This window comes from Bradyrhizobium sp. AUGA SZCCT0105 (genome assembly GCF_018129565.1).
Lineage (GTDB): Bacteria > Pseudomonadota > Alphaproteobacteria > Rhizobiales > Xanthobacteraceae > Bradyrhizobium.
In genome coordinates this window covers 307708-320188 of sequence record NZ_JAFCMK010000003.1, presented here as the reverse complement: position 1 = coordinate 320188, position 12481 = coordinate 307708, and the positions used below count along the sequence as shown (strand labels likewise).

Here is a 12481-nt window from a genome sequence, read left to right as displayed (position 1 = left end):
TTGCTCGCGATACGGTCCGGCGCAGGAGACTAGTGCAGGAACTTGCCGCGGGATGCGCTGTCCTGGGCGACAGCCGCATAGAATTGCTGAAGCTCCGCCTCCAGGTGCTCATTCACGAGCAACAGTGCCTTCAAGGCGCCGCGCAGGTCGCCATTGCAGCTTGCCACGATCTGATCGATGGCCGCATCGTTAGGGTCGGAAATCATGGTACTCCTCCGATTACTTCCCGTTGAACTCGTCGTGCGGACGCAGGTTCCTGTGGATACAGTGCACAAGCCAAGAAGGATCCCGGTAGCGTCCCGGTTTCGATGAAGCCTCGCCTCTGATGGCGAAATTGCCACCGGCAATCTATGGAATTACTAATGACGGTGGGATGAACCCGCTATCCACAGGCTGGGCGGATTGTGGACAACTGCGCCTTGGGCGCGAACCGGACAACCGAAAATTGGCTTTCCGAACAAGGGCATCCCAGGGCTGCGGGCAAATCGACGCGAAACCTGACTTCGGCTTCGTCGTAATTTTCAGGTGCCCAAGACGCTCCAATTACCCAAGATCTTCCGGATCCCCTCGATGTTAACCGCGATCATCGCGCTGGTGGCCGCCGGGCTGGCGCTGGCCCTGGCGACGCAAATCGGCGCCATCCTCATTCAGGGGGCCTTTCCGCCTCGGGGCCGCATGATCGAGGTATCCGGCGCGCGGCTGCATGTGGTCGAACTCGGCCCGCGCGATGCCGCGGGGCCGCCGGTCGTGATGCTGCACGGCGCAAGCTCCAATCTCCGCGCAATGCAGCCGCTCGGCGAGCGCATTGCCAAAACACGCCGGGTGATCCTGATCGACCGGCCGGGCCATGGCTGGAGCACGCGCGCGCGCGTCGCGGATTCGACGCCGGCAATCCAGAGCCGGATGATCGCGGAGGCGCTGACGAGGCTCGGTGTCATCAGGGCGATCGTGGTGGCGCATTCCTGGGCCGGCGCGCTCGCCCTGCGCATCGTGCTGGATCATCCGGACCGCGTCGCGGGCCTCGTGCTGCTCGCCCCCGTCGCCTATCCCTGGCGCGGCGGTGCCGGCCGCTACAATGATGTGATCTCGACGCCGCTGATCGGGCCGTTGCTGGCGCACACAATCACGCTGCCGCTCGGCTATCTCGTCACGACATCAGGCGTGCGCGGCGTGTTCGCGCCGCAGCCGATGCCGGCCGACTTCGTCCGCGACAGCGAGACATTGCTCCTGCTGCGCCCGCGCGAATTCATCGCCAATGCGCGCGACCTCGTCACGCTGAAGGCCGCCGTCGTCGAGCAGGCGCCGCGCTATGCGGAGATCAAGGCGCCGCTGTCAATCATTTCGGGCGACGTCGACAAGACGGTCTCGACCGGAATCCATTCGCGGCCGCTCGCTGCGTCAGCGCCGAACGCGAAGCTCATCGTGCTGCCGGGTGTCGGCCACATGGTGCAGTACGCGGCGCCCGATCTCGTCGCATCCGAGATCGAGGCGATGGCCGACCGGTTGGTCCAACCGGCAGCAACAGCGGACAAGACTGTCCCCGCGAATCTGTGATCCGGTGAGGCTTGCGCGGTTGCAGCCTGCCGAACATCATGCGGCTGCGCGGCTCGACAGATATCACCCAAAGGACAAGCCCCATGCGGATCGACAACATCGCCGACCTCATCGCTGAAACCCTCGCCCAGGCGGGCGTGAAGCGCATCTACGGTGTCGTCGGCGACAGTCTCAACGGCTTGACCGAGGCGCTGCGCAAGCGCGGTACGATCGACTGGCTGCATGTGCGCCATGAGGAGGTCGCGGCCCTCGCGGCCGCGGCCGAATCCCAGATCACGGGCGACCTTGCGGTGTGCGCGGGCTCCTGCGGCCCGGGCAATCTCCATCTCATCAACGGCCTGTTCGACGCGCATCGCAGCCGCACGCCGGTGCTGGCGATCGCGGCACAGATTCCATCGGCCGAGATCGGCGGCGGCTATTTCCAGGAGACCCATCCGCAGGACCTCTTCCGCGAATGCAGCCATTATTGCGAGCTGGTGTCGGATCCGGCGCAGCTGCCCTACATGCTGGAGAATGCGATCCGCGCCGCGGTCGGCAAGCGCGGCGTTGCCGTCCTGGTGCTGCCGGGCGACGTTGCGATGCGGCCGGCGCCGAAGCGCGACATCGCGCCGAACGCCGGCCTGCTGCCGCCTGTGCCGGTGGTGCGCCCGGCCGAGGCTGAATTGCACGCGCTGGCCGCGCTGCTCAATGGCGCAAAGCGCATCACGTTGTTCTGCGGCCGCGGCTGCGCCGGGGCGCATGACGGCCTGATCGAGCTCGCCGAGACGCTGAAGAGCCCGATCGTGCATGCGCTCGGCGGCAAGGAATATGTCGAGTACGACAATCCCTACGATGTCGGCATGACCGGCTTTATCGGCTTTTCCTCCGGCTATGCCGCGATGCACGGTTGCGACGTGCTGCTGATACTAGGCACCGATTTTCCCTACAAGCAGTTCTTCCCGACCGGCATCAGCATCGCCCAGGTCGATCTCCGTCCGGAAAATCTCGGCCGCCGCTGCAAGCTCGATCTCGGCATCGTCGGCGACGTCGGCGAGACCATCGCCGCGCTGTTGCCGAAGCTCACGGTCAAGACCGAGCGCAAGTTTCTCGACGCCAGCCTCGCGCACTACAAGGACGCCCGCGCCGGCCTCGACGATCTTGCCCGTGGCAAGCCCGGGCAAAAGCCGATCCATCCGCAATATCTGGCGCGCCTGCTCAGCGAGCAGGCCACCGAGGAGGCGGTGTTCACCGCCGACGTCGGCACGCCGACGATCTGGGCCGCGCGTTATCTGAAAATGAATGGCCGCCGCCGACTGGTCGGCTCCTGGGTGCACGGCTCGATGGCCAATGCGATGGCGCATGCGATCGGCGCGCAAGCGGCGCAGCCGGGACGACAGGTGGTGTCGATGTCCGGCGACGGCGGCTTTGCGATGCTGATGGGCGATTTGATCACGCTGACGCAGGCGAAGCTGCCGGTGAAGGTCGTGATCTTCAACAACAGCGTACTCGGCTTCGTCGCGCTGGAGATGAAGGCCGCCGGCTTCATCGAGACCGGCGTCGATCTGAAGAATCCCGATTTCGCGGCGATGGCCCGCGCCATGGGCATTCACGGCGTCAGGGTGGAAGATCCCGGCGAGCTCGAGGGCGCGATCCGCAACGTCTTCGCGCATGACGGCCCGGCCGTGCTCGACGTCGTGACCGCGACACAGGAATTGTCGATGCCGCCGACCATTACGCTCGAGCAGGTGAAGGGCTTCAGCCTGTGGGTGCTGCGCGCCGTGATGAGCGGCCGCGGCGACGAGGTGGTCGATCTCGCCAAGACCAATCTGTTGCCGCGCTGATCGCGGTAGCAGAGCATGATCCGGAAAAGTGCGCAGCGGTTTTCCGAAAAGATCATGCTCAAATCAGACAGCCAGAAGGGGATGGCGATTCGAAGAAAGCCATCCCCGTCCGCCCTGGCATTTGGTGCAGGGCGGACGACGTCCGATACCGCCGATTACTTCTGCTTGCCGTCCTTGTCGAACGACGACACGTAGGCCCACAGATTGTTGGCCTCGGTCTCGTTCTTGATGCCGGCGAATGCCATCTTGGTGCCGGGAATCTTGGCCTTCGGATCCTTGATGTATTCGAGGAAGGTTTCCTTGTTCCAGGTGATGCCGGAATTCTTGTTGGCATCGGAATAACTGTAGTCCGGCGCGGTGCCGGAATGGCGGCCGTCGAGGCCGTTGAGCTCGGGGCCGACCTTGTTCTTGGCGCCTTCGCCGATCGCGTGGCAGGCGAGGCATTTGTTGAACGAGGTCTTGCCGGCGGCGGCATCCTGCGCCAGCGCGGAGGATGCGGTGGCCAGCGATGTGACGACCGCCAGCGCGCTCAAGGTCTTTAGGTTCATGGGGTTCTCTTCGTTTCGTCCCGGGGGGTAGCGTTTGGTTTGTGGCATGTCCGGCTTGGACAGGACAAGCCACGAAACTTTGACAGGTTTCATGGCCGTCCGCTTGTCCGAGAGAGAACTCGGCAATGCGGGGCGGGGCAATCCGACCTTCGGCCGGGTGACTGAAACAGGGCGGCTGAAACAGGATGCAGACGTGCTTGATTTGTCGTAACAAATCCGCAAAGCGCCGAGCGCGCCGAGGGAACACCGATGTCCATCATGATGCCGGCGGCCGATCAGGCCGTCCTTGCCCGCCGCGCCGAAATCGTCGCCGCCTTGCGCGCAATCGTCCCGGGCGAGGGCGTGATCGACAGTGCCGCCGAAATGCTGGCCTATGAATCCGACGGCCTGACCGCCTACCGGCAGCCGCCGATGGTCGTGGTGCTGCCAGATACCACCGAGCAGGTCGCAAAGGTCCTCAAATATTGCCAGGAGCAGGGCATCAAGGTGGTGCCGCGCGGCTCCGGCACCTCGCTGTCCGGCGGCGCGCTGCCGCTGGCTGACGGCGTATTGCTCGGGCTCGGCAAGTTCAAGCGCATTCGCGAGATTGACTTCGACAACCGCGTGGTGGTCACCGAGCCCGGCGTCACCAACCTTGCGATCAGCCAGGCGGTCGCCCATGCCGGCTTCTACTACGCGCCCGATCCGTCGTCGCAGATCGCCTGTTCGATCGGCGGCAATGTCGCGGAGAATTCCGGCGGCGTGCACTGCCTGAAATACGGCATGACCACCAACAACGTGCTGGGCTGCGAGATCGTGCTGATGAGTGGCGAGATCCTGCGCATCGGCGGCAAGTCGGCCGAGAATGCCGGCTACGATCTGATGGGGATCATCACCGGCTCGGAGGGGCTGCTCGGCGTCATCACCGAGATCACGGTGCGCATTTTGCAGAAGCCCGAGACGGCGCGCGCGCTGATGGTCGGTTTCGCCGAGGTCGAGGCGGCCGGCGAATGCGTGGCTGCCATCATCGGCGCCGGCATCATCCCGGGCGGCATGGAGATGATGGATAAGCCGGCGATCCACGCCGCGGAAGCCTTCGTCCATGCCGGCTATCCGCTCGACGTCGAGGCGCTCCTGATCATCGAGCTCGACGGTCCCCAGGTCGAGGTCGACGAGCTGATCAAGCGGGTCGAGGCGATCGCGCAAGGCTGCGGCTCGACCTCCTGCCAGATCTCGACCTCGGAGGCCGAGCGCAATCTGTTCTGGGCCGGCCGCAAGGCGGCATTCCCCGCGGTCGGGCGGATCTCGCCGGACTATCTCTGCATGGACGGCACCATCCCGCGCGGCGCGTTGCCGAAGGCGTTGGCACGGATCCGCGAACTCTCGGAGAAATATGGCCTCGGCGTCGCCAACGTGTTCCACGCCGGCGACGGCAATCTGCACCCGTTGATCCTCTACGACGCCAACAAGCCGGGCGAGATCGAGAAGGCGGAGGCGTTCGGTGCCGATATCCTGCGTTGCTGCGTCGAGCTCGGCGGCGTGCTCACCGGCGAGCATGGCGTCGGCATCGAGAAGCGCGACCTGATGCCGGAAATGTTCACCGAGATCGACCTCAACCAGCAGCAGCGGCTGAAATGCGCCTTCGATGCCCAGGGCCTGCTCAACCCCGGCAAGGTGTTTCCCACCCTGCACCGCTGCGCCGAGCTCGGCCGCGTCCATGTCCATGCCGGCAAGCTGGCTTTCCCGGATATCCCGCGGTTTTAGGGCGATCGATACATTTCGATCGATCGCGCTAGCCAGCCGATAACCTTAACCGATGCTTGCCGCGATGGCTGTGGCAGGTCGTCACGGCTGCCGTTGCGCGTAGCTGCAATTGCGGGCGGCCACCGTTTACACGACCTTCAACTGTTCCTCGGTATTTTCCCAAGATGCATGTCTTCGGGACCACATCGATGCCCAGCCTGGCCGATCAGCTGGCGGTTTCGCGGAATCGGCCCGCAGGTTTCGACTACATGCGGATTGCGCTGGCGGTATCGATCATCTGCCTGCACGGCCTGAACGTGACGCTCGGGCTTGGCCGGGCGCTGGAAATATTGGGCTCGTTCCGCATCGGCATCGCGATGATCCTCGCGCTGTTCTTTGCGCTCAGCGGCTTCCTGGTGACGGCGAGCCTGCAGCGGTGCAAGAGTCTGATCTCCTTCCTCGGCCTGCGCGTGCTTCGGATCGGGCCCGCGCTCGCGGTCGAGACGACGCTGTCGGCCGTCATCATCGGCTCGGTGTTCACCGAACTGCCGTTGGCGCAGTATGTCGCCGACCCGACATTCCACGCCTATTTTCTCAACATGGTCGGCGACATCCATTACGAGCTGCCGGGCGTCTTCCAGCACAATCCGCTGCCGGACGTGGTGAATGCCCAGCTGTGGACGGTGCCGTACGAATTGTGGTGCTACGTCATCCTGGCGCTGCTCGCGGTGACCACGATCTGCTTCAACAGGGTGGCGTACCTTGTGTTCCTGGTGATCGTTCAGGTCGGGCTGGCCAGCTACGACATCTACCGCTGGGAAGAGGTGCCGATCCAGCTTCGCCCGCATCTTCTGGTGTTCTGCTTCCTTGCCGGTGTCGGCTTCTACCTGTGGCGCGACAAGGTGCCGTTCAACCGCACGGCGTGCCTGGTTGCGCTGTTGCTGTGCGCCGCCGGCATGGCCACGGGACGCGGCGACGCGCTGGCTCCGGTGCCGGCCGCCTATGTCGCGTGCTATCTCGGCCTGATGAACCCGCGACGGAGCTGGATCGTGTCGTCAGGCGATTACTCCTACGGGCTCTATCTCTATGGGTTCGTCATCCAGCAGTGCGTTGCCGCGATCGGCCCGCCGGTTCAGCACTGGTATCTGAACATCCTGATCAGCCTGCCGCTTGCCTTCGGCGTCGCCGTCGCGTCCTGGCATCTCGTCGAGAAACATGCGCTGCGGCTCAGAGATGCCGTCGAACGGTTGGAAGCAGCGATGCTCTCCAGGATTTCGATCCTCGGATTCGGGCGCCAGGCCGAGCAGGCCGAACGAGAGGCTGTCGTCCAGCCGGGGCCGATCAATCCGGCTCGACCGATCGTCCTTTCCGGCCGATAACCCTTAACCATTGCTTGCTGCGAATTCGGAGACGCGACGCCTAGATTGCGTCCGTTCCGACATACACGCTATGCGTTCATATCTTGTTAGTTTGTTGCTGGATAGTTTCTGATGATGTAGTTGTCTCGGAAGCGCAATGCAACCTATGTTCAGCCTGGCCGATCAGTTGGCTCTTTCGCGCCATCGGCCCACAGGCTTCGACTATCTGCGGCTCGCGCTGGCGGCCACCATCATCTGCCTGCACAGTGTGAACGTCGTCTTTGGGATCGACCGGGCGATGGAGGTCTTGGGCCACATCCGCATCGGGTGCGCAATGGTCCTTGCGCTCTTCTTCGCCTTGAGCGGGTTTCTGGTGACGGCGAGTTTGCTGAGGTGCAAGAGCCTGATTTCATTTCTCGGCCTGCGCGTGCTTCGCATTGTGCCCGCGCTTGCGGTCGAGACGACACTCTCGGCCATCATCATCGGCCCGATCTTCACTGCGCTTCCCCTCGCGCAGTATTTCGCGGACCCGAAATTTTACGCCTATTTCCACAATATCGTCGGCGACATCCACTATGAGCTTCCGGGCGTGTTTCTCCACAATCCGGTACCTTTTGCGGTGAATGCGCAGCTTTGGACGGTCCTATATGAGCTGTGGTGCTACGTGATCCTGGCGCTGCTTGCCGTGACCACGATCTGCTTCAACAGGGTGCTGTATCTGGCGTTTCTGGTGTTCGCCCAGATCGGTTTCGCCTGGCACGATATCTACCATTCGGACCTACAATTTCTTCACCTTCGTCCGCCGCTGCTCGTGTTCTGCTTCCTTGCAGGTGTCGGCTTCTATCTCTGGCGCGACAAGGTCCCGTTCAACCGTACCGCGTTCCTGCTCGCGCTGATGCTTTGCGCGGCCGGGATGGCCACTGGATACACCGATGCGTTTATTGTTGGGCCCGCCGCGTATGTCGCGAGCTATCTGGGGCTCATGAACCAGCCGCGAAGCTGGATCGTGTCATCCGGCGACTACTCGTACGGGATGTATCTCTACGGAGTGGTCGTCCAGCAGTGCGTTGCGGCGTTGGGCCCCCCGGTTCAGCATTGGTATCTGAACATCCTGATCAGCCTGCCGATTGCCTTCGGCGTCGCGTTCGTGTCCTGGCATCTCGTCGAGAAGCATGCGCTTCGGCTCAGGGCGCAGGTCGAACAGATCGAGGCGGCGGTGCTCTCCCGGATTTCGATCGCAGCCTTCTGGCGCAAATCGCCCGAGCGGATCGAGTTGGGTGCGACGCTCGACGGCAGCCGCGCGTCGGTCTGATATTGCATCGGAGGGGGAGGACCTGCATCGCAAGCCCTCCCGCGGCACCGTCTTACAGCAGCACGTATTGCGTCCGTTCGCGCTTGGCGAGCAGCGGCAGCGCCTGCTCCGCGATGTAGGTCTTGAAGTAGGCGCTCTCCGCATGCGCCTTGAACGCCGCTTCGTCCTGGAACAATTCGTAGAACAGGAATTGCGCCGGATTGTCCTTGCCGCGGCCGATCAGGAACAGCTTGGTGCCGGGGTCCTTCTGCGCCTCGGGCAGGAAGCCGTCGAGGATTGCCGCGACCTTGTCCGCCTGGCCTTCCTTGGCTTCCCATTGCGCCACCACCAGCAGGCCTGATGTGTTGATCGCATCGCTGATGGTTCTCGTGCTCATAGCATAGTGCTTCATTTGCATTCCTCCGTTGCTTTGCTCCGATCGCGCTTGCGATCCGGTCCATGGCGAGACGCCGGCGATCGTCATGATCGCGGCGAGCGAGCCGATGGCCGATCGTCGGGTGAGCATCATCGTCGTGGTCGTGACGTCCGAACGTTTCATGATCGCCTCCAGATGAAGTGCGCCAACCGTCTTGCCGGCCGAACCGCAATGCGACGGATAGGGGATCGCGTTGCGCACTCGGTTAGGTGACGGTCGAAATGTCGATGTCGTGAAAATGGTTCGACGTCGGTCGAAGTGTTACGTCTCCGCCAGCGCAGGAGGCGCGATGTGGCCAAAACCTCGAGCAGGGTGGCCCGACCGCCGTTCCCACCATTGTCGGGCGGCAAGCCCCGCTCCCGGGCCATTCCGTCGGCATTGCGACGGTGGGGTTCGTCGCATTTGATTTCGGCGCCGAATTTCGTTACCGCCTAGCGGGTGGAAACGCTGAAAGTCAGAGACGTCCAGGACGTCGAAGAGGTGGTGCGCGCCGCTGTCGCCAGCGAGCAGCCGCTTGAGGTCATTGGTCATGGATCGAAACGCGCCGTCGGCCATCCGATGGCGACCAATGCGGTGCTCGACGTCTCGGTGCTGAACGCGGTCAGCTCCTATGAGCCGAACGAGCTGATCATCACCGTGCAGGCCGGCGCGCCGCTCGCCGACGTGCAATCCCTGATCGACGCCAAGAACCAGCAATTCGCCTTCGAGCCGATGGACATGTCCGTGCTGCTCGGCAGCGCGGGAGCCGGCACGATCGGCGGCATGATCGGCGCCGGCCTTGCCGGTCCGCGCCGTATCAAGGCCGGCGGCGCCCGGGATCACCTGCTCGGGGCGCACGCGGTGTCCGGATTCGGCGACAGTTTCAAGACCGGCGGGCGGGTGGTGAAGAACGTCACCGGCTACGATCTCTGCAAGCTGCTCACCGGTTCCTGGGGCACGCTGGCGGTCATGACCGAAGTGACACTCAAGGTCATGCCGAAGCCGGAAGCCGAGCGGACGCTGGTGCTACGCGGGCTCGACGACGTCACCGCCAACAAGGCGATGACGGCAGCGCTGGGTTCGCCCTTCGACGTATCGGGCGCCGCGCACCTGCCCGGTTCGGCGCTGCGGTCGGGGACCGGCGCGCTCGCCGGCCTGGCAGCCTCCGGCCAGCCGGTCACGCTGGTGCGGCTTGAGGGCATTTCGGCGTCGGCGGCGCACCGGGCGGCCTCGCTGAGCCAGACACTGTCGTCCTATGGAACGGTCGACAGCCTCGCTGACGACGCCTCAGCTGCGATCTGGAGCGCGCTGCGCGACGTGCTGCCGTTCGCGGCGAACGGCGCGCTCGGGGCCTGGCCGGTGTGGCGCATCGTTTGCCCGCCGGCTTCAGGCGGCGCGCTGGGCCAGGCGCTGTCGCGCGCCACCGGCGGTGATGTGATCTACGATTGGGGCGGCGGGTTGATCTGGGCCGCGGTGCCGCCCAATGGCGACGCGCAGGCCGCGCTGGTCCGCGGCCAGGTCGAGGCGGTCGCCGGGCACGCGACCCTGATCCGCGCCGTCGAGGATGTGCGCCGTGCGGTCGACGTGTTCCAGCCGCAGCCGGCCGGGCTTGCCGCACTCGGCGAGCGGGTCCGGGCGAGTTTCGATCCGAGATCGGTCCTCAACCGCGGCCGGATGATTCGAGGCGGGGGGGCATGAAGACCGAGTTTACCCTGGCGCAGCTCGCCGATCCCGACATCAAGGAAGCCGACAAGATCCTGCGCGCCTGCGTGCATTGCGGCTTCTGCACCGCGACCTGTCCGACCTATGTGCTGCTCGGCGACGAGCTCGATAGCCCGCGCGGCCGCATCTACCTGATCAAGGAGATGCTGGAGAAGGACAAGCCGCCGACGGCGGACGTGGTCAAGCATATCGACCGCTGCCTGTCGTGCCTCGCCTGCATGACCACCTGTCCCTCGGGCGTGAACTACATGCACCTCGTCGACCAGGCCCGGGTCAGGATCGAGCGGGATTACGAGCGGCCGCTGACCGAGCGGCTGCTGCGGTCGGTACTCGCCTTCGTGCTGCCGCGGCCGGGCCTGTTCCGGATCAGCATGATCCTGGCCGGGCTCGCCCGTCCGTTCACAGCGCTGCTGCCAACGCCTTCGGTTGGCGCGGCGAGCCCGGGTCTGCTGCGGCGGATCAAGGCTATGCTGGCGCTCGCGCCGCGCAGCCTGCCGCCGCCGGGTCCGGCTGCGGGAACCGTGTTTGCGGCGACCGGCCGTCGGCGTGGGCGGGTCGCGCTGCTGCAGGGCTGCGCCCAGCAGGTGCTGGCGCCACGCATCAATCAGGCTGCGATCAACGTACTGACCCGGCACGGCGTCGAGGTGGTGCTGGTCAAGGACGAGCAATGCTGCGGCGCGTTGACCCATCACATGGGACAGGACGCTGACGCGCTGGCGCGCGCGCGGGCCAACGTCACGGTGTGGCAAAGGGAAGCGGACCAGAACGGGCTCGACGCCATTCTGGTGACGACCTCGGGCTGTGGGACAGTCGTCAAGGACTACGGCTACCTGCTGCGCGAGGACAAAACATTCGCCGAGCCGGCCGAGCGAATCTCGGCGCTGGCAAAGGATATCACCGAGTATCTCGCTGGCCTCGAGCTCGCGCCTTCAACGCAGAAAGGCGACATCACCGTCGCCTATCACTCGGCTTGTTCGTTGCAGCATGGACAGAAAATCACTCAACTTCCGAAAGAATTGCTTTCCAAGAATGGATTCGTGGTGAAAGATGTGCCTGAGAGCCATTTGTGTTGCGGTTCGGCGGGGACCTACAACATTCTCCAGCCCGACATTGCGAGCAGATTGCGCGATCGCAAGGTCGCCAATATTGCGCTTGTCAAACCGGACATGATCGCTGCGGGCAATATTGGTTGCATGGTTCAGATTGCCGGCGGTACGTCAGTTCCTGTGGTGCACACGATTGAGCTTCTCGATTGGGCGACAGGAGGTCCCCGGCCAGGATTGAATTGATCGACTGCCATTCGAGCATGATCCGGACCCCAGCCTTGCCCTGACGCAAACTGAAGGACCGGCGCTTCCCTGCCACAGACGCGAAGCGATCGCGCGGCCATCATGCCCGACAAGCGAAGTGGAAGGTGCCTCTCCTCGAGGTGCAACTGCTGACCGGCAAGCGATCACTTCAATACGCGGTGGACTCAAATCAGCGGCAACAGGAGGACCACGATGGCGAAGTCGAAGAAGGCGAAGAAAAGCAAGAAGGCCAAAAAGGCCAAGAAGGCGGTAGCGGCGAAGAAGAAGTCCGCGAAGAAGTCGGCCAAGAAGACTGCGAAGAAGTCTGCGAAGAAATCGGCGAAGAAGTCAGCCAAGAAGAGCGCCAAGAAGACAGCTAAGAAAGCTGCGAAGAAGGCTGCTCCGAAGAAGGCCGCGCCCGCGAAGCCGGCTGCGAAGAAGGCCGCCAAGAAGAGCGCTCCGAAGAAGGCCGCCGCGCCGAAGCCGGCTGCCCCGGTTGCAGCGTCCCCGGCGCCCGAACCCGCGCCGCAACCGGCCGCGAGCTGGGCCACGCCGAGCCACGAGCCGGCGCCGAGCTGGGGCACCGACAGCGAGCACCACTAGCCGAACCTGCACCGGTTCACCTGATCGAAGCCGCAGCGGACGCCGCTGCGGCTTTTTCCGTATCGGCCGTCCGTAGTTTTGCGGGGGCGCGATTCGCGTCGATACCGACCGCAGCATGTCGAACTGTTGCTCGAATCCGATTTTGCGTGCCGCTCAAAC

11 protein-coding genes are annotated in these 12481 nt (G+C 64.2%); 8 read left to right on the top strand and 3 right to left on the bottom strand.

Annotated elements, in window-relative coordinates; all coding sequences use genetic code 11:
• Positions 1–29: 29 nt before the first annotated feature.
• On the bottom strand, positions 30–206 hold the full coding sequence (locus JQ573_RS17375; RefSeq protein ID WP_212313616.1) for a hypothetical protein: 177 nt from the start codon (positions 204–206) through the stop codon (positions 30–32).
• Between the two features lie 364 nt (positions 207–570).
• On the opposite strand from JQ573_RS17375, the gene JQ573_RS17370 reads away from it, so the two are divergent.
• Positions 571–1554, top strand: coding sequence for an alpha/beta fold hydrolase (locus JQ573_RS17370; protein WP_212313614.1), 984 nt, complete (start codon positions 571–573; stop codon positions 1552–1554).
• Positions 1555–1637: 83 nt separating this feature from the next.
• Complete coding sequence (gene poxB / locus JQ573_RS17365; protein ID WP_212313612.1) at positions 1638–3374, top strand: ubiquinone-dependent pyruvate dehydrogenase; 1737 nt, start codon at positions 1638–1640, stop codon at positions 3372–3374.
• 155 nt (positions 3375–3529) lie between these two features.
• Here the strand turns inward: poxB and cycA are convergent, their stop codons facing one another.
• Entirely contained in the window at positions 3530–3922 is a 393-nt protein-coding gene (gene cycA, locus JQ573_RS17360) for a cytochrome c-550 CycA (protein ID WP_092124037.1), read from the bottom strand.
• A gap of 249 nt (positions 3923–4171) precedes the next feature.
• Between cycA and JQ573_RS17355 the strand changes: the two genes are divergently transcribed.
• The 3 genes from JQ573_RS17355 (at position 4172) to JQ573_RS17345 (ending at position 8314) form a co-directional block, all read left to right on the top strand.
• The gene (locus tag JQ573_RS17355; RefSeq protein WP_212313603.1) at positions 4172–5665 is read left to right on the top strand and encodes an FAD-linked oxidase C-terminal domain-containing protein; all 1494 of its coding nucleotides are present in this window, start codon (positions 4172–4174) and stop codon (positions 5663–5665) included.
• A gap of 188 nt (positions 5666–5853) precedes the next feature.
• Positions 5854–7023 carry an acyltransferase gene (locus tag JQ573_RS17350; RefSeq protein WP_249131899.1) on the top strand — a complete coding sequence of 390 codons (1170 nt, stop codon included), beginning with the start codon at positions 5854–5856 and terminating at the stop codon, positions 7021–7023.
• A 145-nt stretch (positions 7024–7168) separates the two neighbouring features.
• Positions 7169–8314, top strand: coding sequence for an acyltransferase (locus JQ573_RS17345; RefSeq protein ID WP_212313594.1), 1146 nt, complete (start codon positions 7169–7171; stop codon positions 8312–8314).
• A 52-nt stretch (positions 8315–8366) separates the two neighbouring features.
• On the opposite strand, the gene JQ573_RS17340 is transcribed toward JQ573_RS17345, so the two are convergent.
• Positions 8367–8852, bottom strand: coding sequence for a putative quinol monooxygenase (locus tag JQ573_RS17340; protein WP_249131897.1), 486 nt, complete (start codon positions 8850–8852; stop codon positions 8367–8369).
• A gap of 315 nt (positions 8853–9167) precedes the next feature.
• Between JQ573_RS17340 and JQ573_RS17335 the strand changes: the two genes are divergently transcribed.
• The 3 genes from JQ573_RS17335 to JQ573_RS17325 all read left to right on the top strand — a co-directional run bounded on the left by JQ573_RS17335 (position 9168) and on the right by JQ573_RS17325 (position 12322).
• Positions 9168–10406: an FAD-binding protein gene (locus JQ573_RS17335; protein WP_212313592.1), complete on the top strand. Its 1239-nt coding sequence runs from the start codon at positions 9168–9170 to the stop codon at positions 10404–10406.
• Positions 10403–11719 carry a glycolate oxidase subunit GlcF gene (glcF, locus tag JQ573_RS17330; protein WP_212313590.1) on the top strand — a complete coding sequence of 439 codons (1317 nt, stop codon included), beginning with the start codon at positions 10403–10405 and terminating at the stop codon, positions 11717–11719. The genes JQ573_RS17335 and glcF overlap by 4 nt, the downstream gene beginning before the upstream one ends.
• 213 nt (positions 11720–11932) lie before the next feature.
• The gene (locus JQ573_RS17325; RefSeq protein WP_212313588.1) at positions 11933–12322 is read left to right on the top strand and encodes a histone; all 390 of its coding nucleotides are present in this window, start codon (positions 11933–11935) and stop codon (positions 12320–12322) included.
• Positions 12323–12481 lie beyond the last annotated feature (159 nt).

What these genes read in the sequence shown, in the direction of transcription:
- JQ573_RS17325 (WP_212313588.1), top strand. Translation starts at nt 11,933, where the DNA reads ATGGCGAAGTCGAAGAAGGCGAAGAAAAGCAAGAAGGCCAAAAAGGCC.
- JQ573_RS17350 (WP_249131899.1), top strand. Translation starts at nt 5,854, where the DNA reads ATGCCCAGCCTGGCCGATCAGCTGGCGGTTTCGCGGAATCGGCCCGCA.
- glcF (WP_212313590.1), top strand. Translation starts at nt 10,403, where the DNA reads ATGAAGACCGAGTTTACCCTGGCGCAGCTCGCCGATCCCGACATCAAG.
- cycA (WP_092124037.1), bottom strand. Translation starts at nt 3,922, where the DNA reads ATGAACCTAAAGACCTTGAGCGCGCTGGCGGTCGTCACATCGCTGGCC.
- JQ573_RS17340 (WP_249131897.1), bottom strand. Translation starts at nt 8,852, where the DNA reads ATGAAACGTTCGGACGTCACGACCACGACGATGATGCTCACCCGACGA.
- poxB (WP_212313612.1), top strand. Translation starts at nt 1,638, where the DNA reads ATGCGGATCGACAACATCGCCGACCTCATCGCTGAAACCCTCGCCCAG.
- JQ573_RS17375 (WP_212313616.1), bottom strand. Translation starts at nt 206, where the DNA reads ATGATTTCCGACCCTAACGATGCGGCCATCGATCAGATCGTGGCAAGC.
- JQ573_RS17345 (WP_212313594.1), top strand. Translation starts at nt 7,169, where the DNA reads ATGTTCAGCCTGGCCGATCAGTTGGCTCTTTCGCGCCATCGGCCCACA.
- JQ573_RS17370 (WP_212313614.1), top strand. Translation starts at nt 571, where the DNA reads ATGTTAACCGCGATCATCGCGCTGGTGGCCGCCGGGCTGGCGCTGGCC.
- JQ573_RS17355 (WP_212313603.1), top strand. Translation starts at nt 4,172, where the DNA reads ATGTCCATCATGATGCCGGCGGCCGATCAGGCCGTCCTTGCCCGCCGC.